The organism is Ferdinandcohnia salidurans (assembly GCF_042680725.1).
Lineage (GTDB): Bacteria > Bacillota > Bacilli > Bacillales > Bacillaceae_L > Ferdinandcohnia > Ferdinandcohnia salidurans.
In genome coordinates this window covers 458,990-483,236 of sequence record NZ_JBHUEK010000025.1, presented here as the reverse complement: position 1 = coordinate 483,236, position 24,247 = coordinate 458,990, and the positions used below count along the sequence as shown (strand labels likewise).

Annotated in this window: 23 protein-coding genes; 19 read left to right on the top strand and 4 right to left on the bottom strand. The window is 40.8% G+C overall.

The features are described from left to right. Positions 1 to 434: 434 nt before the first annotated feature. Both murA and spoIID read left to right on the top strand, forming a co-directional pair. Complete coding sequence (murA, locus tag ACFSFW_RS16710) at positions 435 to 1,733, top strand: UDP-N-acetylglucosamine 1-carboxyvinyltransferase (protein ID WP_388039954.1); 1,299 nt, start codon at positions 435 to 437, stop codon at positions 1,731 to 1,733. Between the two features lie 419 nt (positions 1,734 to 2,152). Further along, positions 2,153 to 3,172: a stage II sporulation protein D gene (gene spoIID, locus ACFSFW_RS16705; protein WP_388039952.1), complete on the top strand. Its 1,020-nt coding sequence runs from the start codon at positions 2,153 to 2,155 to the stop codon at positions 3,170 to 3,172. Positions 3,173 to 3,183: 11 nt separating this feature from the next. Here spoIID and ACFSFW_RS16700 read toward each other — a convergent pair whose 3' ends face one another. After that, entirely contained in the window at positions 3,184 to 3,630 is a 447-nt protein-coding gene (locus ACFSFW_RS16700; protein ID WP_388039950.1) for a VanZ family protein, read from the bottom strand. 932 nt (positions 3,631 to 4,562) lie between these two features. Here ACFSFW_RS16700 and spoIIQ point away from each other — a divergent pair. From spoIIQ to ACFSFW_RS16675, 5 genes are all read left to right on the top strand, one after another. Next, the gene (spoIIQ, locus tag ACFSFW_RS16695; RefSeq protein ID WP_388039949.1) at positions 4,563 to 5,480 is read left to right on the top strand and encodes a stage II sporulation protein SpoIIQ; all 918 of its coding nucleotides are present in this window, start codon (positions 4,563 to 4,565) and stop codon (positions 5,478 to 5,480) included. Between the two features lie 150 nt (positions 5,481 to 5,630). After that, entirely contained in the window at positions 5,631 to 6,062 is a 432-nt protein-coding gene (locus tag ACFSFW_RS16690; RefSeq protein WP_388039947.1) for a DMP19 family protein, read from the top strand. A gap of 197 nt (positions 6,063 to 6,259) precedes the next feature. Next, positions 6,260 to 6,457 (top strand): PLDc N-terminal domain-containing protein, encoded by a 198-nt coding sequence (locus ACFSFW_RS16685; protein WP_099354560.1) that lies wholly within the window; start codon positions 6,260 to 6,262, stop codon positions 6,455 to 6,457. Position 6,458: 1 nt separating this feature from the next. Then, the gene (locus ACFSFW_RS16680; RefSeq protein WP_388039945.1) at positions 6,459 to 7,370 is read left to right on the top strand and encodes an ABC transporter ATP-binding protein; all 912 of its coding nucleotides are present in this window, start codon (positions 6,459 to 6,461) and stop codon (positions 7,368 to 7,370) included. Further along, entirely contained in the window at positions 7,367 to 8,146 is a 780-nt protein-coding gene (locus tag ACFSFW_RS16675; protein ID WP_388039943.1) for an ABC transporter permease, read from the top strand. The genes ACFSFW_RS16680 and ACFSFW_RS16675 overlap by 4 nt, the downstream gene beginning before the upstream one ends. Before the next feature lie 33 nt (positions 8,147 to 8,179). Here ACFSFW_RS16675 and ACFSFW_RS16670 read toward each other — a convergent pair whose 3' ends face one another. Next, entirely contained in the window at positions 8,180 to 8,545 is a 366-nt protein-coding gene (locus tag ACFSFW_RS16670) for a cupredoxin domain-containing protein (protein ID WP_388039941.1), read from the bottom strand. A gap of 367 nt (positions 8,546 to 8,912) precedes the next feature. Here ACFSFW_RS16670 and ACFSFW_RS16665 point away from each other — a divergent pair, with 367 nt between their 5' ends. Next, positions 8,913 to 11,336 (top strand): S8 family peptidase, encoded by a 2,424-nt coding sequence (locus ACFSFW_RS16665; RefSeq protein WP_388039939.1) that lies wholly within the window; start codon positions 8,913 to 8,915, stop codon positions 11,334 to 11,336. A 113-nt stretch (positions 11,337 to 11,449) separates the two neighbouring features. On the opposite strand, the gene ACFSFW_RS16660 is transcribed toward ACFSFW_RS16665, so the two are convergent. Next, positions 11,450 to 12,184 carry a polysaccharide deacetylase family protein gene (locus ACFSFW_RS16660; RefSeq protein WP_388039937.1) on the bottom strand — a complete coding sequence of 245 codons (735 nt, stop codon included), beginning with the start codon at positions 12,182 to 12,184 and terminating at the stop codon, positions 11,450 to 11,452. A gap of 128 nt (positions 12,185 to 12,312) precedes the next feature. After that, positions 12,313 to 12,762, bottom strand: a complete 450-nt coding sequence (locus ACFSFW_RS16655) for an Lrp/AsnC family transcriptional regulator (protein WP_388039936.1) — start codon at positions 12,760 to 12,762, stop codon at positions 12,313 to 12,315. 271 nt (positions 12,763 to 13,033) lie between these two features. Between ACFSFW_RS16655 and ACFSFW_RS16650 the strand changes: the two genes are divergently transcribed. The 11 genes from ACFSFW_RS16650 to ACFSFW_RS16600 all read left to right on the top strand — a co-directional run bounded on the left by ACFSFW_RS16650 (position 13,034) and on the right by ACFSFW_RS16600 (position 23,956). Next, complete coding sequence (locus tag ACFSFW_RS16650) at positions 13,034 to 14,644, top strand: gamma-glutamyltransferase family protein (protein WP_388039934.1); 1,611 nt, start codon at positions 13,034 to 13,036, stop codon at positions 14,642 to 14,644. 244 nt (positions 14,645 to 14,888) lie between these two features. After that, complete coding sequence (locus ACFSFW_RS16645) at positions 14,889 to 15,464, top strand: chromate transporter (protein ID WP_099361842.1); 576 nt, start codon at positions 14,889 to 14,891, stop codon at positions 15,462 to 15,464. After that, positions 15,461 to 15,991, top strand: coding sequence for a chromate transporter (locus ACFSFW_RS16640; RefSeq protein ID WP_304213907.1), 531 nt, complete (start codon positions 15,461 to 15,463; stop codon positions 15,989 to 15,991). The genes ACFSFW_RS16645 and ACFSFW_RS16640 overlap by 4 nt, the downstream gene beginning before the upstream one ends. Positions 15,992 to 16,006: 15 nt before the next feature. Beyond that, positions 16,007 to 16,612 carry a pyroglutamyl-peptidase I gene (gene pcp, locus ACFSFW_RS16635; RefSeq protein ID WP_388039932.1) on the top strand — a complete coding sequence of 202 codons (606 nt, stop codon included), beginning with the start codon at positions 16,007 to 16,009 and terminating at the stop codon, positions 16,610 to 16,612. Positions 16,613 to 16,809: 197 nt separating this feature from the next. Beyond that, the gene (locus ACFSFW_RS16630; protein ID WP_388039930.1) at positions 16,810 to 17,361 is read left to right on the top strand and encodes a chromate transporter; all 552 of its coding nucleotides are present in this window, start codon (positions 16,810 to 16,812) and stop codon (positions 17,359 to 17,361) included. After that, positions 17,358 to 17,885, top strand: coding sequence for a chromate transporter (locus ACFSFW_RS16625; protein ID WP_388039928.1), 528 nt, complete (start codon positions 17,358 to 17,360; stop codon positions 17,883 to 17,885). The genes ACFSFW_RS16630 and ACFSFW_RS16625 overlap by 4 nt, the downstream gene beginning before the upstream one ends. Before the next feature lie 741 nt (positions 17,886 to 18,626). Then, positions 18,627 to 18,806, top strand: a complete 180-nt coding sequence (locus ACFSFW_RS16620) for a hypothetical protein (RefSeq protein WP_099354549.1) — start codon at positions 18,627 to 18,629, stop codon at positions 18,804 to 18,806. Between the two features lie 100 nt (positions 18,807 to 18,906). Further along, positions 18,907 to 19,209, top strand: coding sequence for a DUF4212 domain-containing protein (locus ACFSFW_RS16615; protein WP_099361847.1), 303 nt, complete (start codon positions 18,907 to 18,909; stop codon positions 19,207 to 19,209). A gap of 211 nt (positions 19,210 to 19,420) precedes the next feature. Further along, the gene (locus ACFSFW_RS16610; RefSeq protein WP_388039926.1) at positions 19,421 to 21,079 is read left to right on the top strand and encodes a sodium:solute symporter family protein; all 1,659 of its coding nucleotides are present in this window, start codon (positions 19,421 to 19,423) and stop codon (positions 21,077 to 21,079) included. A gap of 320 nt (positions 21,080 to 21,399) precedes the next feature. Beyond that, on the top strand, positions 21,400 to 23,280 hold the full coding sequence (locus tag ACFSFW_RS16605) for a DUF294 nucleotidyltransferase-like domain-containing protein (protein WP_388039924.1): 1,881 nt from the start codon (positions 21,400 to 21,402) through the stop codon (positions 23,278 to 23,280). Between the two features lie 13 nt (positions 23,281 to 23,293). Further along, positions 23,294 to 23,956: a 3'-5' exonuclease gene (locus ACFSFW_RS16600; protein ID WP_388039922.1), complete on the top strand. Its 663-nt coding sequence runs from the start codon at positions 23,294 to 23,296 to the stop codon at positions 23,954 to 23,956. Positions 23,957 to 24,247 lie beyond the last annotated feature (291 nt).

Genomic DNA, 24,247 nt, shown 5'->3' with positions numbered 1-24,247 from the left:
CAAAGTTCCTTACGTATAACATGTACTATGTGAGTTATGAAAAATTTTCATGTAAAAACATTCCTACAAATGACCAGAATTTTTTCGACAATTATTGCGAAAATACCACAATTTTCACTTGTGCCAGTGAATGCTTAAGTGATATGATGTAACTTGGTTTTGTGTGAAAAATGAACCTTTCAAAACAATGAGGATATGCCCGTTTAGCAACGAGCTAGCCTATTATTTAAAAACAAGCGTGATTGGGTACAATCACATCAAAATAGAGACACTTGCCCGGTGGTTTGCATATACTACAGCAGTGTGAATGTACTTTTTCACAAAAAAAGGTATGAATGTAATAAGATTGGGTTCTTTTAACGCATTCGAGATGGAACACCAATTGTCATGAATGAATATGAATATATAGAAAATGGGACGCGGAGGGGAATACCTTGGAAAAAATCATCGTCCGCGGCGGTCGTAAGCTAAACGGCACAGTCAAAGTAGAAGGCGCAAAGAACGCCGTTTTGCCAGTTATCGCTGCATCCTTATTAGCAAGTAATGGAAAAAGTGTAATAAATGAAGTACCCACGCTCTCAGATGTGTATACGATTAATGAGGTATTACGCTATTTAAATGCAGATGTTACGTTTGCAAACAATCAAATCGTTGTTGATGCATCAAGAGAGCTAAAAACGGAAGCACCTTTTGAATATGTTCGAAAAATGCGCGCATCTGTACTAGTCATGGGATCATTGCTTGCACGCAATGGCCATGCGAGAGTTGCTCTTCCTGGCGGCTGTGCAATTGGCTCAAGACCGATTGACCAGCATCTAAAAGGATTCGAAGCAATGGGTGCAGTTGTGAAAGTTGGAAATGGATATATCGATGCCGAGGTCAATGGAAGACTTCGTGGTGCAAAAGTATATATGGATTTCCCAAGCGTAGGAGCTACAGAAAACATCATGATGGCTGCTACATTAGCAGACGGAATGACGACTATTGAAAACTGTGCGAAAGAACCAGAAATTGTGGATCTAGCCAACTTCCTTAATGCAATGGGAGCAAATGTTAGAGGCGCAGGTACTGGCACAATTCGTATTGAAGGTGTAAAAGAATTGCATGGAGCAACTCACAATATTATCCCTGATCGCATTGAAGCAGGCACATTCATGGTGGCAGCTGCAATCACAGGCGGTAATGTTCTTGTTCAAGGTGCAGTACCGGAACACCTTAGCTCATTAACTGCAAAAATGGAAGAAATGGGCGTTACCATCATTGAAGAACAAGATGGTTTACGTGTCATTGGTCCAGATCAATTAAAGGCTGTGGATATTAAAACCATGCCACATCCTGGTTTCCCAACTGATATGCAATCACAAATGATGGCATTATTACTTCGTGCAAAAGGCACAAGTATGATCACTGAAACTGTATTTGAAAATCGTTTCATGCACGTCGAGGAATTCCGACGCATGAACGGTGACATCAAAATTGAAGGCCGTTCTGTTATCATTAACGGAGAATCTCAGCTTCAAGGAGCTGAAGTAGCTGCAACTGATTTACGTGCTGCTGCTGCACTTATTCTTTCCGGATTGGTTGCAGATGGATACACACGTGTTACAGAACTCAAGCACTTAGACCGTGGTTATGTGGACTTCCACCAAAAGCTTGCGGCAATAGGTGCTGATATCGAACGCATAAATGAAGCAACAGATAGCCTAGTGGAAGAAGCAAAAGTCAACTTCTAACTAACCACGTAAAAAGCTAGGGACATTACCCATACAAGGTAATATCTCTAGCTTTTTTATTTTTATTCCTTTTATTAATCTTTTTTTATAATAGGCATGATATTTGCAATGATAAGAAGTAGAAATATAACGCCTGTCGCGCGCGAGTCTGGATTTTCTGTAATAAAAAAGTTATAAACGGTAATTAACAAAGCGAGTGCAAGACATATTCTACTTATCAAGTTTTTACCCATCTTACTCGTTTCCCCTTTTATTTTATAATGGTAATACTAGGAAAATTATACTATGAGTGGTAGGTAATAGAATACAAATATTTTTCTGCTATTAAATGTCATAAAAGCTTGTCCATTACCATAGATATTGATATATAGGTGCATGTTTACGTTCGTGCATTAATTTCAAAGTGGAGGCTTGCATTCATGAAACAGATTAAACCAATCATTGTACTAGTTTCTGTCCTTTTTGTCTTAATTTTATTGATTCCATCAATGCTTGTCATTCCGTTCTCTGATAAAGGTGCGGGAAAACTAGCTGAAGAGCGACAATCAAATCCGGAACCGCCTCAAATCGCCTCAGGGCCAACAGTGGAGGTTGCCGTTCACCGCGTCAGTGCTCAGAAGATTGAAAATGTGCCACTAGAGGAATATGTGGTAGGAGTGCTCGCAATGGAAATGCCTGCAGATTTTGAGTTAGAGGCATTAAAAGCACAAGCACTAGCAGCAAGAACATATGTGGTTAGACAAATGCTGAGTGAGCAAAAATTAAAAGTGCCAAATGGTGCTGATGTTTCGGATACGGTAAGTCATCAGGTTTATAAAAACAATGAGGAACTAAAAGCCCAATGGAAAGGCGACTATGATTGGAAAATCGAAAAAATCAGGCAAGCCGTCAAGGAAACACAAGGGCAAATTATAACCTTTAATGGTGAACCAATTGATGCCGTATTCTACTCGACAAGTAATGGCTATACAGAAGACTCCGAGAACGTTTGGAAAAATGCAGTACCATACTTAAAAAGTGTTGAGAGCCCATGGGATGTCAATACAGAAAAATTTCATTCTCAAGTGAATATGCCTGTATCCGAATTTGAGAATAAGTTAGGGATTAAGCTTGGCAATGGTAACGATATTGGTAAGATTACTTCCAGAACGAAATCAAATCGAGTAGCATCTGTTGAAGTTGGGGGCAAGACATTCACAGGAGTGCAAGTGCGTGATGCATTAGGCCTTCGTTCTAGTGACTTTAGTTGGGAGCGTAAAGGCAGCCACATCGTCATTCAAACGAAAGGCTACGGCCACGGGGTTGGTATGAGTCAATTTGGCGCCGACGGAATGGCGAAGGAAGGTAAGAGTTACAAGGACATTGTGACACATTACTACCAAGGCGTAGAAATCTCGTCCACAGAGAACTTTTTAAATAAATTAACAGTGAAAAAATAAATGCAGAGGGGCTACTTGCCCTCTGCATTTTTCCTGTTTAAGCCCTCAATCCAGTTGAGGAGCTTTTTAATCCCCGGCAGTTTTTCTCCAAAATAACTAACTTTTACAATCGTATAAAGCACAAGCACGCCAATTGTGTCTTTAACTAGATCAATTACAGTCGCAGATCGGTATGGGACAAAATATTGGTGCAACTCATCTGTGAAGCCATAGGCGATTGCGATTACAGCGGATAGAAAACTTGTTTTGGGGCTGAACTTTCCTTGCACAAGGAAAAACAACACCCAAAGCCCGTACAGAATTCCAAACTCGATGAGGTGCAGCGATTCTTTAAACGCCCGGTCCCACGAAAACGGAGTGTTCACAATCGCATCCGACGGAAGACTCGACAAAATAAAAATCAAGATCATATATAAAAATGGTGCTATTAATAGTAGAAGTCGTAATAAAGCTTTCATGAAAGATTCTCCTTTTAAAAATGTACCTACCTAGTATAGCATTCATTGGGAATGTGAGGGGGAATGAGTTTTTTGTACTTTCTTGGGATGGTATGCTGACAATTTTCTTTTTGGGGGGTATGAAAGGGAAAACGCAACGGGGCTGCCATCGAAATCCACTTCATTCAGGTTATGAAGGGGAAAACTTAGGTTGGCTGCGGTCTTAATCCCTTTCATCGCGGCTATGAAGCGGAAAACAACAGGAAGGTGTCGGACGATTCCCCTTCATCGTGTTTATGAAGGGGAAAGCGGAAGGATGGTTGTGTTCGAATCCCCTTCATTGTGTTTATGAAGAGGAAAGCGGAGGGAAGGTGGTGCCCGAATCCCCTTCATCGTATTTATGAAAGGGAAAACGTATGGGGGTGGCAATCTAAATCCTCTTCATCGGCGTTATGAAGTCCCGCACGACACAAGCGAGCCTCGTGTAAAGTCCTTCATCGGGCTTATGAAGTCCCACACGAACAAGCGAGTCTCGTGTAAAGTCCTTCATCGGCCTTATGAAGTCCCGAACGAGCATGTCAGTCTCGTGTAAAGTCCTTCATCAACGTTATGAAGTCCCGAACGAACAAGCGAGTCTCATGTAAAGTCTTTCATCACCGTTATGAAGTCCCGAACGAACGCGCAGGCCTCAACCAAAGTCCTTCATCAAAGTTATATATAGCACAGCCCCCCCAACCCCGCCCTCAGTCAAAACGCCTTCACCAACTCCAACTCCCGAACCTGATAAATTACACCAAACCCAAAAAAACAACGTCCATCCGGACCCCTTTTCGAAAAAAATTTCGATTCTATGAATAATATTTTTGGCTTTGTCGAAAAATAATCGAAAAAAATTTTTTGAAAATGTATATAATTCCGCGAATGTGTTCAGAATGGTTGCTGAGGTGATAAACATGAGAGAGGAAGAAAAGAAACGTACTTCTCAAAAATCAAGTTTACAACGCTTATTTAGAAAGCGTTGGGTGTTTCCAGCAATCTATCTAGTAAGTGCAGCACTTATTTTAACCGCGGTTTTATGGTTCACAGGCAATAACGATGTAGCAGATGATGTAAAGAATGGTGAGAATCAACCAGGAACTGCTACAGGTGAAGAGCCAAGTCTACCGGTAAACCAAGGTGCAGAAAACTTTAAGATGCCTGTCATTGACGAAGATGCAATCCAAGTCTTTAGGGAATTCTACGATGCAGAAGCTTCAGCAGAAAAGCAAGAAGCAGCTCTTGTAGTCTATAACAATATTTATTCCCCTAACAAAGGAATTGACATCGTCGCGAAAAATGGTGAGACATTTGAAGTTGTTGCATCATTAGCTGGAACTGTAACACGTGCAGAAAAAGATCCATTACACGGAAATGTTGTCGAAGTCGAGCATTCTGACGGTGTTGTAACAATGTATCAATCTCTTGCAGACTTAAAAGTAGCAAAAGGTGACGTAGTAGAACAAGGTGAAGTCCTTGGAATGGCTGGCGAAAATCAATATGACGAAGAAGCTGCTATTCACGTTCACTTTGAAATCCGTAACAACGGTGTAGCTGTTAATCCAATTGAGTACTTTGGACAATCACTAACTGCTCTTGAAGAAAGTGAGCAAGGGACAGAAGACAAAGAAGCTGCAACGAAGGAAGAAGACAAGCAGCCTGCAGAAGATAAGCAACCAAAAGAAGAAGAGAAACCAGAAGATAGTAAAAAGCCTGCAGATGAAGAAGGCACTCCTGCTGACGATGAAGGATCAAAAGATGAGGACGATGCAAACTCAAAAGAAGAGGAAAATGCACACTCAACTGATGCTTCAATCGGAATGGCAAAAGCATAAGCCAGGAGAAATAGTAGTCTAGCCTGTGGTGGCAACTTTAGCTAATAATCCAACCGATTACCCAATAGGGTAGTCGGTTTTTTTATGGAACAATGAACCTCTCTCTGTGTCCCATGGTATAATCAGGTAAAAAGATAGAGGGCAGTGAACATGAAAAATTCAGAAGATATCTGGAATGAAGTCATCCACAAGATTTGTAGTATTGATTTTCCATCAGAAGATCAAACGCTAAACGAGGCGTTTCTTGTTTTTCAGTACTACTCAGAACTTGAAAGTGGTGGGCACGAGGCATTGCTCAATTGGTGGAATGAGTATATTTCAAAAGTGGGCATAACGACATACATAAAAGAACTCACCCAAATTCTCGAAAAAATTGGTGCACAAGAATACGCTATGATTTTACAAAAATACGGCGAGGAAATGTGGGGAAAATTTGTTGCCATGGAAAATGGAGAAATCGATGAGGACTCATTTTATCAGGTAATCGAAAAAGCCGACGGAGATTATTATAGTCTGGAAGATAAGCTTCAACAGCTACTAGAATCTTATTTTGTGAGCATCCATACCGACATATTAGAATAAATAACCAAACAGCGACCATGATAAAAATGGTTGCTTTTTTTATGGGACGAAGGGACAGGTCCCGTGTCCCTGTAAAAACATGGTGGGACGAGGGACCTGTCCCTGTGTCCCAAAAAAACTTTAATTTGCACTGAACTTTTTCCGAACCTCGGTCGTATTATCTTGGGAAAAACAAATTGAAGGGGACGTGATTCAGCATGACAGGACTTGAAGGAATAAATTGGGCGCTTATTGCTCCGATCATCGTGATTCAATTAATTTTATTGGTAACGGCCATAGTCGATCTTGTGAGAAGTGAAGAAACGAATGGACCAAAGATTTTATGGGTGTTTGTCATCCTTTTGGTCAGTATACTTGGCCCGATTCTCTATTTTGTAATCGGAAGGAAGAGATAGAATGACGGAAACATTGGTCTCGATTGAAAATTTGGTGAAACGGTTTGGAAAGGAAACGGCGGTTAACAATCTTTCCTTTGATATTAAAAAAGGAAGCTGTACAGCTTTACTAGGTCCGAATGGTGCGGGAAAAACAACGACTTTACGGATGTTGGCGGGCTTGCTTCATCCTACCTCGGGTAAAATTGCCTTTGATGGTATGGAAAATGGCGACAATCGGAAATACATCGGATACCTACCGCAACACCCTGTTTTTTATAACTGGATGTCGGCAAATGAATTTTTGGTCTATGTTGGTCAACTAGCCCACTTATCGAAAAAGGAATCCCAGCAAAAGGCAGATGAATTACTAGAGTTGGTAGGACTCTCAGATGCAAAGAAAAAGAGAATCGGTGGATTTTCGGGCGGAATGAAGCAGCGCCTTGGGATCGCACAGGCGATGATTCATGAACCAAAGTTGGTTATGCTAGATGAACCAGTTTCTGCTTTAGACCCTGTCGGCCGCCGCGAAGTCATCGAAATGATGCGCGAATTGAAAAAGAAGACAACGATCCTATTTTCAACACATGTGTTGCATGACGCAGAAGAAGTTTGTGATGATATCGTCATTATCCGTAAAGGAGAATTGGCATTAAGTGATACTCTCTCTGGTCTACGAAAAAAGCACCAGCATGATGTAATCATTATTGAAGCAGAAACGGATATTACAACTTGGGCAAGCGGTTTAACAGTAATTGATTCGGTCCATGAAGTAACGGCAGAGCGCACAACAGCAACAATTGTTGTTTCTCAACTTGAGCCTGCAAGAAATGCTATTTTACAAGATATATTGTCTAAAAATATACCAGTATCAACGTTTAAAATTGGGCAATCGTCCCTCGAGGATGTATTCATGAAGGTGGTGAAGTCATGAGACAGTGGACAGTATTATTTAAAAAAGAATGGATTGAAATGACGCGTAATTTTAAAATCCTGTGGATTCCACTTGTCTTCATTTTACTTGGGATCATGCAGCCTGTAACCTCTTATTATTTGCCTGAAATCATCAAAGCAGCGGGTGAGTTACCAGAGGGAGCGGTCTTTGATATCCCAGTGCCAACCCCACAAGAGGTGCTCGTGCAAACCTTCGGACAATACAGCCAAATCGGGGTTCTCGTGTTGGTATTAGCGTTTATGGGGATTGTTGCGGCGGAAAAAAACAGTGGCGTTTCTGATATCATTCTTGTAAAACCAGTTTCGTTCGCAAATTACATCACAGCAAAATGGGTAAGCATCACGATCATCACGTTGGGTTCATTTTTACTAGGCATCTTAGCGTCTGGGTATTACACGGGAGTATTAATCGGTGACGTAGAATTTGCCGAACTTATAAAAGGTTCACTCGTGTACGGGACTTGGCTTGTGTTCCTCATGACCGTTACACTTCTATTAAGCTCACTCTTTAAAAGTAATATCTTTGTAGCGTTTATGTCGTTGCTGGTTGCAATTGGGTTGTCAGCACTCACTTCATTATTATCTAAGTGGATGACCTGGAGCCCGGCGAGACTCTCAACACACGCAAGTTCACTACTTTTAACAGGAAGTCCAGACAAACAATTTGCTTTATCTTTGACTGTCTCGCTTCTATTGATTCTTGTCCTACTCGTGAGTTCGATTTATCTCTTTGCAAAAAAAGAAAGAGCAGCGTAACTAAAAACAGGCAGGGCCAATTGGCCGTGCCTATTATTTTACGATTACCTGTCCGACCATTCCTTCTTTTTCGTGGTATCTACATATCAGTTCATATGTACCAGCATTTTTCGGTTCCACAGTCACAATTTTTATTTGTTTTGGTTTGACTTTATAGTCAATTCCAAGCTTTTCTACTGTGAATGTATGTTCTTTAACGCCGTTGTTTTTCAAGACCAACACGATCGGTTTTCCTTTAGGAATCGTGATGGCTTTTGGATTAAAGTAATCATCGTTCAATCCGACCTCAATTTTTTGAATCGGCTCCAAAGGCTGAGTTTCGGCAAATACACCAAGCGAACCAACCAAAAGCAGCGCCATCGCAACAAACAATCCTATTACCCGTTTTTTCGCAGACATTTGTAATCCCTCCTTTCTAATTCTATTTTCTTCTAATTTGTTAAATATTATCAGCAAAAGCAAAAACTTGGTTTAACTGTCATTTCAAATGGCATGCTTTTGATTTGAAAATGTGTCAAAAAAAAGGGTTTTTTAAAATTCTAATCTAAAAAAATCGAATAAACTCGAAAATATTACAGATATAGTCTGATAGTATTATTTTCAATGACGAAATAATGAGTACGAATGCTCAAGGACAAAGATGAAGAAAGGGTGAATGTATGTAGTATTGGGGAAGGCCTTGCAAAAAAATGTTAAAAAGGAGGGAGTATGTATTTAGGGGAAAAGGCTAACTCAATATTATGATTAGGGAGATGAAGCGTTGGTCATGAGAAAAAAACGAACACTTAAACCTATATTTATCCTATTAATCTTTTTATTAGCATTTTCTTCATTTGGAATGGGAGCTTTCGCACAAACAAACGACACAAATTCCTCTGCTCCAAAACAGTTAGCCGAACTACATGGTAATATAGACCTTAAATCCTCAAAATCTACTACAGTAATCGTGGAAATGACAGAAACATCGATTGTGGAATCAAAACATGCTGGAAAATCTCAAACAAAGGCCAATCTAGCAAATGAACGTAAAAAAGTTAAAGACACAGTGAAACAAGCTGCGAAGTCTAGTAAGGTGAACCGCGAGTACGATTACGTATTCTCTGGATTCTCGGTTGAATTAAAAGCAAATGAAATCCCTGCACTACTGTCTGTACCAGGGGTAAAAGCAGTATATCCTGATGTCGAATATACGATTACAGAGGATACTGACGAGACCATTTCACAAGAGGAATTTAGTCCGCAAATGGCTGATAGTGCTCCATTTATTGGTGCTAATGATGCTTGGGAAGCTGGTTATACAGGGAAAGGAATTACAGTAGCTGTTATTGATACTGGTGCTGATTATACTCACCCTGACTTAAATCATGCATTTGGAGATTATAAAGGTTGGGATTTTGTAGACAACGATAATGATCCTCAGGAAACACCAGCTAACGACCCGCGTGGAGCAAAAACGGATCATGGTACTCACGTATCTGGTACAGTAGCGGCAAATGGTGGTATTAAGGGAGTATCACCTGAGGCTACACTTTTAGCGTACCGTGTATTAGGTCCTGGCGGTAGCGGGACATCTGAAAATGTAATCGCAGGAATCGAGAAGGCCGTTCAAGATGGGGCAGATGTGATGAACCTGTCATTAGGTAACTCATTAAATGACCCTGATTATGCGACAAGCATTGCACTAGACTGGGCGATGGCAGAAGGAGTCGTAGCCGTTACTTCAAACGGGAATGCTGGACCTGCGAATTGGACAGTTGGATCACCGGGTACATCTCGTGAAGCTATTTCTGTAGGGGCTACACAGCTTCCGTATAATGTGTATAATGCATCCATATCAACAACAGATGGTGTAACATATCCATCTGCGAAAGTACAAGGTTTCCCAAGTGATGATGAATTACTCGCTTTGAATGGAAAAGAATTTGAGTTTGTCCATGTAGGATTTGGTTCACCAGCAGAGATTGCTGGAAAAGATCTGCAGGGTAAAATCGCATTAATTAGCCGTGGAGCAGGAATCGCATTCGTTGATAAAGCTTCTGCAGCAAAAGCAGCGGGCGCAGTAGGTGCGATTATTTATAATAACGTAGCTGGTGAACAGCCGGATGTGCCTGGAATGGCAGTTCCAACCATTAAGATTTCACAAGAGGATGGGACAAAATTACTTACAGAATTAGAAAACGGCACTAACAAAGTAAGCTTCAATATCGAATTCTCCCACGGTGTAGGCGAATTGATGGCGGACTTCTCATCTCGTGGGCCTGTAACTCAAACATGGATGATCAAGCCCGACGTATCAGCACCGGGTGTGAATATTACGAGTACCATCCCAGGTGGCTATGGTGCGAAGCAAGGTACAAGTATGGCCTCTCCGCATGTTGCTGGTGCAGCTGCATTAGTTTTACAAGCACATCCTGACTGGTCTGTAGAAGATGTAAAAGCAGCATTAATGAATACTGCCGTTGAGCTAAAGGATGCTAATGGAAATGTATATCCGCACAACACCCAAGGTGCTGGAAGCATCCGTCCATTAGATGCAATCAAAACAGAAACACTTGCAACTCCTGGAAGCCATTCATTTGGTGTGTTTTACAAGGACAAAGGAAAGCAAGTTGAAAAGCAACATTTTACATTAGAAAATCTTTCAAAAGAAAGAAAAACATACAGTTTTGATGTTACGTTCGCTGGAAACCCAGCGGGTATTAAGGTGATGACTAGCAACAATTTAAAAGTGAATGCTGGCCAAACTCAAAAGGTGAATCTGAACGTTCAAGTGGATGCTGGTAACCTTGCACCAGGCTATTATGAAGGTTCAATCAAAATTAGCGACGGTAAGGTAACTTTTGATGTTCCGACCATCCTATTTGTAAAAGAACCTGATTATCCTCGTGCTGAAGCGGTCTTTGTTTCATTCGGTGAAAATGGTAACTTAACTCAGGTTGGTGGTTTATTCCCAGGTGGGGCAGAGTCAGTAGAATTCTTTGTGTATCGATCAAATGCGGCTGGTCAGGCACTAGAATACTTAGGTGACATTGCATTTTATGAAAATGTACCTGCTGGCTATCAGTACTTTGATTGGGATGGAACCCTTACTAATGGCGTTACATTAGCCAAAGGTCAATATTATAATGTGTACGCCTACGCAACTTACAAAGGTCAATCAGACCTAGCCGGAACAAACTTCCGTTACTAGAATCAAAAAATGGTGTTAGGCCCATTCGTCTCGGCACCATTTAATATTGAATCAAGGCATGGCCAATTGGCTATGCCTTGTTATTTCGCGATTACCTAGTATGAGATTCGCCTTCATTCTCCGTCAACGATTTTTGCGAAGTCATCAAGAGTAGTTGAATACTTGATATAGATTCGTGGTAACAGATAGACTTCATCTTTTATACCCTGCTCAGAAAAAGTTTTAGGAGTTGTCGTAAGTCCAAACAAATAGTATTTCTTCGTTTCTGTTACGACCTTGTTACTGAAATTTCCGTATGGATACGCAAGAGCGATAACTGGTTTACCCGTTATTTTTTGTATTTTATCTTTGGATCCTTTAAGTTCATATTCATCATTTTTTATTTTCGTCAAATCAGGATGTGTAGCGGTATGAGACTGGATAGAGAAGATTCCCGAATCAGCCATCATTTTTAAATCCGATTTCGATAATCGGTTGGAGCGACCGATAAAATCAGAAATAACAAAAATAGTTCCAGTTGGTTTAAAACGCTCGTTTTTCAGTTTTTGAAAAATACCAAAAGCATTCAGATTGTTTTTGTATCCATCATCAAAGGTAATGAAAATGGGTTTGTTTACTTTATCAATGTCTTTCCATCGATCAAAAGTTAATAATGTGTAGCCATGGTCTCTTAGATACATCATTTGTTTCTCGAAATTATTCGGTGTTACATATAACTCCTTCGAACCCACCCCTGTAAATTCATCGATTGAATGATAAACCAAAATAGGAACCTTACGTTGAGCAAAAACTTGTGATGGAAGAAGTACTATAAGAAGACATAGAAAAATCAATACAACCTTTTTCATAAAATTCCTCGCTTTATATCCTTTATTACTTTATTGTTCCTTAAAAACATAGGACTATTATATTTCTCCACTATTACCTTTCATCTACCACACAAGCAAAAAAGGTGTCGGGAAACTCCCCAACACCTTTATAATTTAAGACCCGTCCGACTCTTAAATCGTCTTAACAATATGTGACTTTCCACCCTCGTAATTCCGTCCAAACTATAGAGTTCTTCGTTAATAAATTTTTCAAGCTTCGCAAAGTCCTCCACAAGAACGTGCATATGCAGGGTACTTGGCCCTGTCATTTGATAGCAGCTTGCAACACTTGGATTGTTTGCAAGAGTTTCAGCTACACGTACAAGTGAAGAAGGCTCACAATCGACCTCGAAAAAGGCTGATACCCCTTTTCCAACTTTTTCAGAATTAATCACAACAGAAAACTTTTCAATTATGCCTTTTTCAATCAGCTGATTGACGCGCTCGCGAATCGAAACCCTTGAAAGGCCAAGTTCTTTACCAATATCCACGTATGACATTCTTCCATTTATCGTCAAAAGCTCGAGAATTCTTTTATCCGTTTCATCGAGTTTCATTGTATCACCACATTTCACGGTTTACTTGCTTACGTATATTTTACCATCGGTTCATATAACACACACCAAAAAAATAGGACTTGCTTACGTTTTGTTATCAGCCGTTAGCCCAATTTTCCCACGTTTTTACTTATTTTATCAAAGTTATAGAATATATTCTAAATTTCAATTATAATCATAATTATAACTTAGATATTCCGTTTGTTAGTTGATTTTTGAAAAATAACTAACAATTGTCAAAAATGAGGTACATAGAGGGGGATTAGTAAAAATGAATCTTGATTATTTGAATTACCCGTATGCTTCACAACGAATGGCGACTTTTGCGAAAAATGGGATGGTTGCAACATCACAGCCATTAGCGGCGCAAGCAGGTTTGGATATCTTGAAAAAAGGTGGAAATGCGATTGATGCCGCAATTGCTACGGCAGCGACTTTAACTGTTGTAGAGCCTACTTCAAACGGAATCGGTGGGGATGCCTTTGCACTTGTTTGGGTGAAAGGTGAGTTACACGGTTTAAACGCAAGCGGACCAGCACCGAAAAGCATTTCGATTGATGCTGTAAAAGCAAAAGGTCATGAAAAAATGCCGACACATGGCTTGTTTCCAGTTACGGTACCAGGGGTTCCGTCCGCATGGGCAGAGCTATCACGCCGATTTGGTAAACTTCCGTTAACTGAAGTTTTAGCGCCAGCGATAAAATATGCTGAAGAAGGTTACCCATTATCACCTGTTCTAGCAAAATACTGGAAAGCAGCTTATAACAAATATAAAGAAACATTCAAAAATCCTGAGTTTAAAAGCTGGTTTGATACCTTTGCACCTGAAGGACGTGCACCTGAAATTGGAGAGGTTTGGAGCTCTGAAGGCCATGCGAATACACTTCGTTCGATTGCTGAAACCAATGCGGAAAGTTTTTACGAAGGCGAGCTTGCAGATAAAATAGATGCTTTCTTCAAAGAGTATGGAGGCTTCCTTTCAAAAGAGGATCTAGCAGACTATAAACTTCAGTGGGTGCAGCCGATTTCTGTGAACTACCGAGGCTATGATGTATGGGAGATACCGCCAAATGGGCAAGGAATTGTTGCATTGATGGCGCTCAACATCTTGAATGGCTTTGACATCAAGGAAAAAGAATCAGTCGAAACCTACCATAAGCAGATTGAAGCTATGAAACTAGCATTTTCCGATGGGAAGAAATATGTGACAGACCCTGAAAAAATGTCAGTATCTGCTGCACAACTTTTATCTGAAGAATTTGCGGCACAAAGAAGAAATCTGATTGGTGATGAGGCTCTAGCCCCAGAACCAGGAACACCACCACGTGGAGGAACTGTGTATTTAGCGGCAGCTGACTCTGAAGGAAACATGATTTCCTATATTCAAAGTAACTACATGGGCTTTGGCTCTGGAATTGTGATCCCGGGCACAGGAATTTCTCTACAAAACCGTGGTCATGATTTCTCATTAGACCCTAGTCATGAAAATGCATTAGAGCCGGGTAAAAAGACGTATCACACAATTATCCCTGGATTCTTAACAAAGGACGGGGAAGCAGTGGGACCATTTGGTGTGATGGGTGGATATATGCAGCCACAAGGCCACACGCAGGTTATTATGAATACGATTGACTTTCATCTGAACCCACAGGCAGCACTTGATTCTCCAAGATGGCAATGGATTGAAGATAAAAAAGTGTTGGTGGAACCAAACTCCCCTTCACATGTTGCCCAAGCGCTTGCTAGACGTGGGCACCAAATTCAAGTGGCGCTTGATGGTGGTAGCTTTGGTCGAGGTCAAATCATCTGGAGAGATCCGAAGACAGGTGTTCTTTCAGGTGGTACGGAAGCGAGAACAGACGGTAGTATTGCATCTTGGTAATCGAATAGGATGTTCAAAAAGTCCGGTATAAATGACACATCGAATTTCTTTGTTGGCTTGCTTTTCCGTTCCTTGGAAAGGAAGAGCGCCTTTCCGGCGTGCGAAGCTGATTCATGGAAGAAATTACTTATGCTCACGTATTTACTGCATACGTTCCGCTACTCAAAGCTACGCCGCCTTGAACTTCTCGGTCCTTTATATCCTCCTTTTTGAACACATATCGAAACGGAAATGAGTTGATAGTATGAAACAACTTGATTTATTTTTAGCATTTTTACGTGTGGGGCTGTTGGGGTATGGGGGCGGCCCCTCCTCAATCCCTCTCGTTCATAAAGAGGTCGTCGGTAAGTATAAATGGATGGACGATGATGAATTTGCCGATGTGCTCGCCCTTGGAAATACATTGCCAGGGCCGATCGCGACAAAAATGGCCGGCTATATCGGATATCGTGTCGCAGGTGTGTTGGGAATGATTAATGCCGTATTAGCAACCATAGTTCCCACTATTTTTATGATGATTATCCTGTTAACCTTTTTAACTTCTATTAAAGATCAGCCATGGGTGCAAGGGATGACAAAGGCTGTTGTCCCAGTTGTTTGTGTGATGCTTGCAACCCTAACATGGGATTTCTTTAAAAAGTCAAAGGACTCGTTAGGTTGGAAGTTTGCGGTAGGAATCATCGTCGTGAGTTTTTTATTAATCGAGTTTGTCGGGATTCATCCTGGAATCATCATTGGAGTTCTGTTAGTCGCAGCAATCGTTAAGAAAGACAAAGCTCCAGAGGTTAAGCAATCAATAGAAAAGGGTGTTGGCATGTGATTTATTGGGAAATTTTCTTAGCCTTTTTTATACCGGGAATTGTCGGTTATGGTGGTGGGCCAGCTTCAATTCCGCTTGTTGAAAATGAAGTTGTGGGACGCTACGGCTGGTTATCGGTTTCTGAATTCAGTGAGGTACTCGCTCTTGGAAACTCACTTCCAGGACCAATTGCGACAAAAATGGCCGGCTATATTGGGTATGATGTAGCGGGAATCCCAGGAGCGCTTGTTGGCATCTTTGCAACCGTGGCACCATCACTCATTTTAATGGTAGTGCTGTTAGGATTTTTGTACAAACACAAGGATTCACCTAAGGTAAAACGCATGTCCAGCTATGTTCGTCCGGCAATTGCCGTTTTACTTGGAACAATGACAATCAGCTTTTTTGCAACTTCATATGAAGGTGCAGGTTTATTACAAACCATCATCATCATTGTGGTTAGCTTTGTATTATTGGAAAAGCTGAAGGTTCACCCAGCCTATGTGATTATTGGCGCACTAGGATATGGAGCATTTTTTCTAGCATAAAAAGAGGTGTAAAGAATGAAAAAACTATTATTAACAGGGTTTGTCCCATTTTTAGATAATCCAATCAATCCGACTGAGGAGGTTGTGAAGGCGTTGGAGGGGCAAATGATTGGTGGATACGAGATTGTTGGAAGGATTCTGCCGGTTGATTTTGCAGAGTCAGCAAGACAATGTATCGAGCATGTCAATGAGGTAAAGCCTGATGTCGTGATTTCATTAGGCCTTGCAGCAGGCAGAAATAAAGTCACACCCGAGCGGATTGCGATTAATTGCCGCGATGGTGAACCAGATAATAACGGTGTGAGATTACAGGATGCTCCAATTGAAGAAGTCGGTCCAGCGGGTTACTTTTCGACATTACCAATTCGAGCGTTTGTAGATGCATCTATTGAAAAAGGCTACCCAGCCACAATTTCGAACACAGCAGGGACATATCTTTGCAACAATGTGATGTACTCTGTTTTGCATAAAATTGAGCAAGAACAACTCCCGATGCGAGCGGGATTCATCCATATTCCTGCTTCACATGAACTTGCGCTTAAGAAATCGGGCATTCCGAGTTGGTCGTTGGCGGATTTGACAGAGTCTATTCGCGCCATGATCCAAGTGCTTGGGGAGTAAAAACGGGTTTACGGCTAATAATTTTGAATTATGGCTGATAAATTCAAATTACGGCATTAATTATGATTTACGGCTAATAAATCAAAAATACGGCTAATAGCCATTTGAATACAAGAAAAATAATTGAAAACACTAAGAGGAAGCCTAATGTGGGCTTCCTCTTTTTACATGATAAAAGCTTCAGAAAGGAATTTAATATGAAGCAATTACATATTTTTTACGCGTTTTTCAAGGTAGGTATACTCGGGTATGGCGGTGGTCCGTCATCGATTCCGCTTGTGCATAAGGAAGCGGTAGATCGCTACAAATGGCTAAATGATGATGATTTTGGCGATATTCTTGCTCTCGGGAATACGATGCCTGGGCCGATCGCTACAAAAATGGCCGGCTATATCGGGTATCGAGTTGGCGGCTGGCTTGGCATGATCAATGCTGTTTTGGCAACGTCAGTTCCGACGATATTATTGATGATTGTATTGCTCACCTCATTGACCTCTTTTAAAAATCTTGGTTGGGTGCAGGGAATGACCAAAGCGGTGCTGGCTGTGGTTGGGGTTATGCTTGCCCAACTCACCTGGGAATTTTTCATGAATGCGAAAAAAGGTCTTGGTTGGACGAGGGCCATTTTGCTTGGAGTAGCCAGCATACTGGTTTTAGATGTGTTGGGAGTACATCCAGGAATCTTAGTTGGAGTTTTACTAGTTGTTGCCTTGTTGAAAAAGGACAAGCGGGAGGAGAAACAACAATGATCTACATGCAGCTTTTTCATGCCTTTTTAATTCCGGGTATTCTTGGCTATGGTGGCGGGCCAGCCTCGATTCCGCTTGTTGAAAATGAAGTTGTTCATCGCTATCATTGGCTTTCCGTTCATGAATTCAGTGAGGTCATCGCGATCGGAAATGCACTGCCCGGACCAATTGCTACGAAGATGGCCGGCTATATCGGTTTTCAACAGGCGGACATATTGGGTGCAGTAGTTGCTGTTATTGCAACAGTTGCTCCTTCGTTGCTTTTAATGATTGGTTTGCTGAGCATTTTGAAGAAGTTCAAGCATTCTCCAAAAGTTAAACGGATGACGAACTATATCCGTCCGACAATCGCCGTACTCCTTGGGGCAATGGCGTATCGTTTTTTTGCGGAATCGTATGAGGACGCCGGGTTGGTGCATACGCTTATTTTAGTGGTCCTGAGCTTCTTGCTGCTTGAAAAATGGAAGGTCCACCCCGCGTATGTAATTGTCGGGTCGCTCGTGTATGGGGCCGTGTTGTTGTAGGTTTTTTCTAAAAAGGACAATCATAAGAGGGTTTTATAGTTGGTTGTTACACAAGTATTTGAGATGAGATGTTTATGTTGATGTTTTCCCTTTTATAACCAAAAGGCATGCCTTAAAAAGGCTATATGCTACAGTATTTACCATAAATATCCAAGTGCTATTTCATATAAGAACTTTTTGTTGTAGGTTTTCCCTCGAATTTCCAAAAGTTATGTCATATATGGCCCTTATGCAATGACTTTATCCAGAATAACCCAAAGGCATTGCCATAAAAGTAGTTTATACCATATTTTTTTCAATAAAACTCCAAAAGCTATTCTAAAAGTTACTCCTTTTCAATAATCATACCGTCAGTAGCGCAAAAAATAAGACTGAGGGTATGATTAGGGCTTAATCATACCCTCAAAGTCTAATAATCTTGCAAGTGAGGGTACGATTAGCCAGTTTTCATACCCTCACCCTTCGCAAAGCCGCCGACTGAGGGTACGATTAACTAGTTTTACCGAAAAGCCCCATAAGATGGCACGATAACCCTCACTATGTTCTCCTCAAAATATAAACGCCAGATCACACCTCCCAAATTTCGCCAAAATCTTTCCTTGACGAGCCTTGGAAAAAAATTCATAATGAAAATGTAGTAATTTTCGTAATATTACAAAATGTATGTCGTACATATAGTAAATGTACTTGTTCTAATATTCAATAATTGACAACGCTTACACTATAAGGAGTGAACCTGTCATGATCTTATACTTAATGCTATTTATTGTTATTTTTAGCCTTTTTATGGCGTTTAAGCGTAAGCGCCCCTTGTTTTTACTTCTGCCGTTTGTGTCTATTTTTGGGTACTTTATCTTTGAAATCATCCGTTTTCCGGCACCGCTTGGGGAGACGATTCGTTTTATCTTTAATCTTGGATAAAAGTATTGGAGTATATTAATCAAGCTTGAAGGGGGTGATGCCAGACTGAAGAGTGCAACCGAAAGTCCAGTCCAATTAAATTTTATGGAGGTGCTAGTAGTTGAAAAAAGTTGATAAGAAGATTGCAGAAGGATACTTTAGGGAGCGAACAAGAAATATTATTATCTATTTAATTATTGGATTTCTTGTCTCATTTGGTGTTGTCCTGTTTGCAAGGCCGTTATCCACGTTTTCGGTAAACGGGCTGCCATTCCATTATTTCATGGGGGCGCAGGGTGCAGTTTTAACGTTTATCATTATCTTATTTGTGAATGCAAAGGTAAGCGACAAAATTGACCAAAAGTACGGCATTGATGAAGAGAAGAACGAGCAAATTAGTTCTGGAAAAGTGCTTGATCATTAAAACCATTCAACCTAACAAACATTCTCTCAAACTTAGAACCTACGGATATAACAATAACCCCTACATCTTAAGACGTTTCTTATGTTTCAAACGAAGTAAGAATCACCCCATACAACAAGTCACAAACCTATAAACCTATACAAATTGATGAAAAGTGAAGGTTATCTATTAAAATGTAGTTCCTATATTTGACCCAAAAGGGGGAGGAAATTTGGATACACAATTTCTGGTCTCATTAATTATTATTTTAGCGTCGTTTGCTCTTTATATTGGGATTGCCATCTTCAACCGAGCTCGGGCGACCTCGGACTTTTATGTAGCAGGACGTGGAGTACCGCCTGTCTACAACGGAATGGCGATTGGGGCAGACTGGATGAGTGCTGCTTCATTCATCGGAATGGCCGGAACGATCATGGCCCTCGGTTATGGCGGTCTTGCTTATATAATGGGGTGGACAGGTGGATATTTATTATTAACATTCCTCCTAGCGCCACAGCTTCGAAAATATGGCCGATACACTGTACCTGAGTTTATCGGGGATCGATTTGACAGCCATTCAGCTCGTATTGTAGCAGCAATCTGTACAATCATTATTTCCTTTACATACTCGATTGGCCAGTTATCTGGATCAGGAGTTGTAATTGGGCGTCTTTTTGAAATTGACGCTAAGATTGGAACAATGATTGGGGTTGTGTTAATTGCCTTTTACGCAGCAATGGGTGGAATGAAGGGGATTACATGGACACAGGTAGCGCAATACATCGTGTTAATTGTTGCATACTTGATTCCGGTTATTTTTATCTCCTTACAATTAACAAGCAATCCGCTGCCGTGGTTATCTTACGGGAAAATAGTTGAGGAAATTGGAGAGTTAGATCGCCAACTTGGTTTCACCGAATACTTTGCACCTTTTGCAACAGGTTCACAATGGCAGTTCCTTGCATTAATGTTTACGTTAATGTGTGGTACGGCTGGACTTCCACACGTTATCGTTCGTTTCTATACGGTTTCTACGATGAAAGCCGCTCGTTGGTCAGGAGCTTGGGCGCTTTTATTCATCGGATTATTATATTTATCAGCTCCTGCATATGCAGCCTTTTCACGTTTCATTCTAATGACTCAGGTGGCTGGTCAAAAAATGTCGGAGCTTCCTCATTGGACGCAAAGCTGGATTGATACAGGTCTATTAAAGCTTGCGGATGCGAATGGTGACGGAATCTTGCAGTGGCAAGAAATGACGATTGCGAATGATATTGTCGTTATGGCGACGCCTGAAATTGCAAACCTTGGAGTGTTTGTTATCGGATTAATGGCTGCAGGTGCGATGGCGGCAGCATTATCTACGGCAGGTGGATTGATGATCTCCCTTTCCTCATCATTTGCTCACGATATTTACTATCGTGTCTTAAAGCCGGATGCATCTGAGAAAAATCGCTTAAGTGTTGCACGTTGGTCTATTGCGATTGCAACTTTAATCGCAGGATTGGTTGCGTTAAATCCTCCAGGAGCCATTACGCAAATCGTGGCATGGGCCTTTGCAATTGCATCTAGTACATTCTTCCCAGCACTCGTTCTTGGAGTATGGTGGAAGCGATCGAACGCAAAAGGTGTTATCTCTGGAATGATCATTGGATTAGTAGTCGTGTTAACATATATTTTTGCGGCGAAATACGGTGGCTTCACAATTCTTGGCATTATCGATACAGGAGCAGGGATCTTTGGGGCAGCAGCTGGTTTCTTAGGAAACATTATTGTTTCACTCATGACCGAGGCGCCATCACAAGCTAAGCAGGACGAAGTTGTCGATATGCGTTACCCTGAACAAATGGTATACAAAGATGGTGATGTATGGCTAAAAGATGAGGCTTAAGATAGCCTAGCCTTATGAAAATCAACTAACGGTTCTGCGGGAAATCCCGTAGAGCCGTATAACTTTTTTCAGTAGAAGTCCCAAACTTCAATATTGGGTTGGATGGAAACTGTAAGCACCACTTTGGTGCAGGTACAAATCTTGACTGAATAAAGTTATGCCTCCGGCGGATGCCACGATTTTTTAATGGTAATTTTTCGAGCTAAGATCAAAGACTAAGAACGCCACGTCCTGTGGCAACGTCTTTGTGACCCACATCGTGTGGGCCTAAAAAAATCGGGCGCAAATACGCCAGGTCGTATTTGATTAGGGGGGAAAACATGGAACAGCTATATAAGATGGTAAAGGATCATCCGCTTTTTCATGGGTTGTCACGAGAAGAATCGTTACAATTATTATCCTTATGCCAGCAAAAAAAATATATGGAATCGGATTTATTGTTTCATGCCAATGAGCAGCGGGAGGGGTTACTTCTGCTGCTTTCTGGCGTTGCGGAAGTGTTTGTTGGACCACCCGATAATCGAGAGGTTCTCGAAATTTTTAAACCAGGTGAATTGATTGGGCTTTCCAGTATTGCGGACTTAATTGGCGAGCAAAAACCCCACCTAGAGTATCGGGTGGGTGTGATGGCAACAGAAGCTGGCCAATGCTTATTAATTCCGATTCATGTCGTTGAAAAACGCCTACATGATCAACATTTCCATCATTACCTTTTTACTCAGCTTGCTATTCGTCTTAGAGAAATCTACAGCTCATTAGCAGAGCAGATAACGCTCAGGAAAATGGCGAAGGAAAATGGTACCTTCATCAGAAGAGTGCAGGATATCATGACAAAAAAGCTCGTCTCGGTGGACTCTAATACAGCCATCAGCGTTGCAGCAAGACTAATGACTGAGCATTGCACAAGCTCTGTTCTTGTCATTGAAAAAAATAAGCTGATAGGAATCATTACTGAGCGTGACCTCGTTTCAAGAGTTATTTCTGAAAAGAAAAATGGAAACACACTTGCATCCGAAGTGATGACGAAAAACCCCATTACCATTTCAAAATATGCTTACTATTATGAAGCACTTTCTGCTTTTTTTATAAACGGAGTTAAACATTTGCCAGTTGTAGAGAATGGTAAAATCCTAGGAATTATCACCCTTTCAAATGTATTAAGGCACAATAAGGACAGTATGATGAGGACGATTAAGACGATTGAAGCTGCAACTCATGAAACGTTACCTTCTGTAAAAATGGCCATTTATGATGTTGTTGATGCTCTACTACAAGACGACGTACCCATTTTTAAAGTACTCGACAGCGTGACAAGATTATATGACCGGCTTGTGAAGAGATGTATAGAGATGGCTATTGAAGCACTCTCAAAAAGAGAAGGGCTCCTTCCGCCTACTGCATTTTGCTTTTATCAAATGGGGAGCGCGGGCCGTGAAGAGCAATTTTTGTTAACCGATCAAGATCATTTTCTTGTCTACGATAACAATAGCCCAGAGATAGAGAGTTATTTTTCAAAATTAGGAGAAGAGATCGTTCATTTATTAGAGAAGGCGGGGTATGCACGTTGTTTAGGAGAGATGATGGCGAGCAACCCAAGCTGGCGCGGATCATTGGAAACATGGATAAGCAGGATTCAAACATGGAGCACAAATGCAACGAATCAGAATATGCTTCTCGCTCAGAACTTCTTTTCGTATCGCTTTTTATATGGAGATGAGAAACTTCATAAGGAATTTGAAGCAAGACTCTATCAACAAATGAAAAATGCCAAAATATTTCTGTATCGCCTACACGAACAGGATCATCACATTCCCTCATTAGACCATCCAATTCGTGCTCTTTTTAAATTGGATCGAAAGCAGTTGGATATTAAAAAAGAAATTTTATTTCCATACCACCATTGCTTGCAAATTCTTTCGATGGAATATGGAATCATCTCGGGTACGCCATTTGAGAGAATCGATAGATTAGTAGAGAAGAAGGCATTTAGTGCTAGTTTTGGAAAGGATGTAAAAGCGGCTGCTTCAGATGTGATGCGGAATTATGTAAAACAAAGGTGGCGTCAATATAAAAACAAGGAGAAACTTACATCTGTTCTTCTTTTTTCTCACTTAACAACGAAGGAAAAGGAAGAACTCATTTTAAGTGTGAAAATTTTAAAAGAGATTCAAACTCTAGTAAATGCCCACTTCCAAATATGAAAGGAGGGAGTCTGTGTTTTTTGGTAGAAAACCACTTTTTCAGCAGCTTCATAAGGAAATACCGTTATCAACTCCAATTGAAGAGATTTCGTTTACGGTTTTTGATACAGAAACGACGGGGTTTCGGGTTTTGACTGTCGATCGTTTAATCGAAATTGCGGCTGTCCAGGTAAATGGATTGAGGGTTTGTGAAGAGGAACAATTTCATACGTTTATAAACCCAAAACGACAAATTTCTCAGGAAATAATCGAATTGACAGGAATCACAAATAAAAAGGTCGAAAACGCTCCCACATCTATTGAAGGAATCACAAGTCTTTTTCATTTTATAAAGGAACACAACAGCAACTGTTTAGTTGGACATTATGTATCGTTTGACATTGTTGCGCTAAAAAGTGAACTGAAACGGGAAAAATATAGTTTAGGGCGGGTGCCAACGATTGATACGTTAGATTTGATCGGATATATTTCCCCGTCTTATGATATGCGGGATCTACACAGATACGCCCAGAATTTTGGAACGAGAATGTATGATCGTCATTCAGCAACGGGTGATGCCTTAACGACAGCCTATCTTTTTGTCGAACTCCTTCATCATTTTAAATGCCGAGGAAAACGAACTTGGGGTGATCTTCTTCAGGCAACAGAAAATAATCAGAATCATTTTTTTAGATAACAGGTTGTCCAATGGCTAAAAATAGCCTGTCTCAATCGGTAGAACAAGCCATTTTTAAAAATATTTTGATAAAACCCTTGTCCCTCTTGACTTTTATAGCATAATCCCTCAACCAAGCTAATAAAATGGTTACAAACCTAACAAAGAGAGTGTTTGAGGTGAGGGGGCGTAGACCGTCTTCAAAGTTCCAGCAAAACATATGACGAATATTGTTCAAATACTATATCTTCTTCGTTGAAGCATGAACGCGTCTCATTTCACACTTCTCACATCCATATAGGGAGGGCGAGT

Excerpts from the sequence above, each read along its gene's own strand:
- ACFSFW_RS16625 (WP_388039928.1), top strand. The coding sequence starts at position 17,358 with ATGATCTACATGCAGCTTTTTCATGCCTTTTTAATTCCGGGTATTCTT.
- ACFSFW_RS16645 (WP_099361842.1), top strand. The coding sequence starts at position 14,889 with ATGAAACAACTTGATTTATTTTTAGCATTTTTACGTGTGGGGCTGTTG.
- ACFSFW_RS16690 (WP_388039947.1), top strand. The coding sequence starts at position 5,631 with ATGAAAAATTCAGAAGATATCTGGAATGAAGTCATCCACAAGATTTGT.
- ACFSFW_RS16620 (WP_099354549.1), top strand. The coding sequence starts at position 18,627 with ATGATCTTATACTTAATGCTATTTATTGTTATTTTTAGCCTTTTTATG.
- pcp (WP_388039932.1), top strand. The coding sequence starts at position 16,007 with ATGAAAAAACTATTATTAACAGGGTTTGTCCCATTTTTAGATAATCCA.
- ACFSFW_RS16660 (WP_388039937.1), bottom strand. The coding sequence starts at position 12,184 with ATGAAAAAGGTTGTATTGATTTTTCTATGTCTTCTTATAGTACTTCTT.
- ACFSFW_RS16700 (WP_388039950.1), bottom strand. The coding sequence starts at position 3,630 with ATGAAAGCTTTATTACGACTTCTACTATTAATAGCACCATTTTTATAT.
- ACFSFW_RS16685 (WP_099354560.1), top strand. The coding sequence starts at position 6,260 with ATGACAGGACTTGAAGGAATAAATTGGGCGCTTATTGCTCCGATCATC.
- spoIIQ (WP_388039949.1), top strand. The coding sequence starts at position 4,563 with ATGAGAGAGGAAGAAAAGAAACGTACTTCTCAAAAATCAAGTTTACAA.
- ACFSFW_RS16655 (WP_388039936.1), bottom strand. The coding sequence starts at position 12,762 with ATGAAACTCGATGAAACGGATAAAAGAATTCTCGAGCTTTTGACGATA.
- spoIID (WP_388039952.1), top strand. The coding sequence starts at position 2,153 with ATGAAACAGATTAAACCAATCATTGTACTAGTTTCTGTCCTTTTTGTC.
- ACFSFW_RS16650 (WP_388039934.1), top strand. The coding sequence starts at position 13,034 with ATGAATCTTGATTATTTGAATTACCCGTATGCTTCACAACGAATGGCG.
- ACFSFW_RS16630 (WP_388039930.1), top strand. The coding sequence starts at position 16,810 with ATGAAGCAATTACATATTTTTTACGCGTTTTTCAAGGTAGGTATACTC.
- ACFSFW_RS16670 (WP_388039941.1), bottom strand. The coding sequence starts at position 8,545 with ATGTCTGCGAAAAAACGGGTAATAGGATTGTTTGTTGCGATGGCGCTG.
- ACFSFW_RS16675 (WP_388039943.1), top strand. The coding sequence starts at position 7,367 with ATGAGACAGTGGACAGTATTATTTAAAAAAGAATGGATTGAAATGACG.
- ACFSFW_RS16665 (WP_388039939.1), top strand. The coding sequence starts at position 8,913 with ATGAGAAAAAAACGAACACTTAAACCTATATTTATCCTATTAATCTTT.
- ACFSFW_RS16680 (WP_388039945.1), top strand. The coding sequence starts at position 6,459 with ATGACGGAAACATTGGTCTCGATTGAAAATTTGGTGAAACGGTTTGGA.
- ACFSFW_RS16605 (WP_388039924.1), top strand. The coding sequence starts at position 21,400 with ATGGAACAGCTATATAAGATGGTAAAGGATCATCCGCTTTTTCATGGG.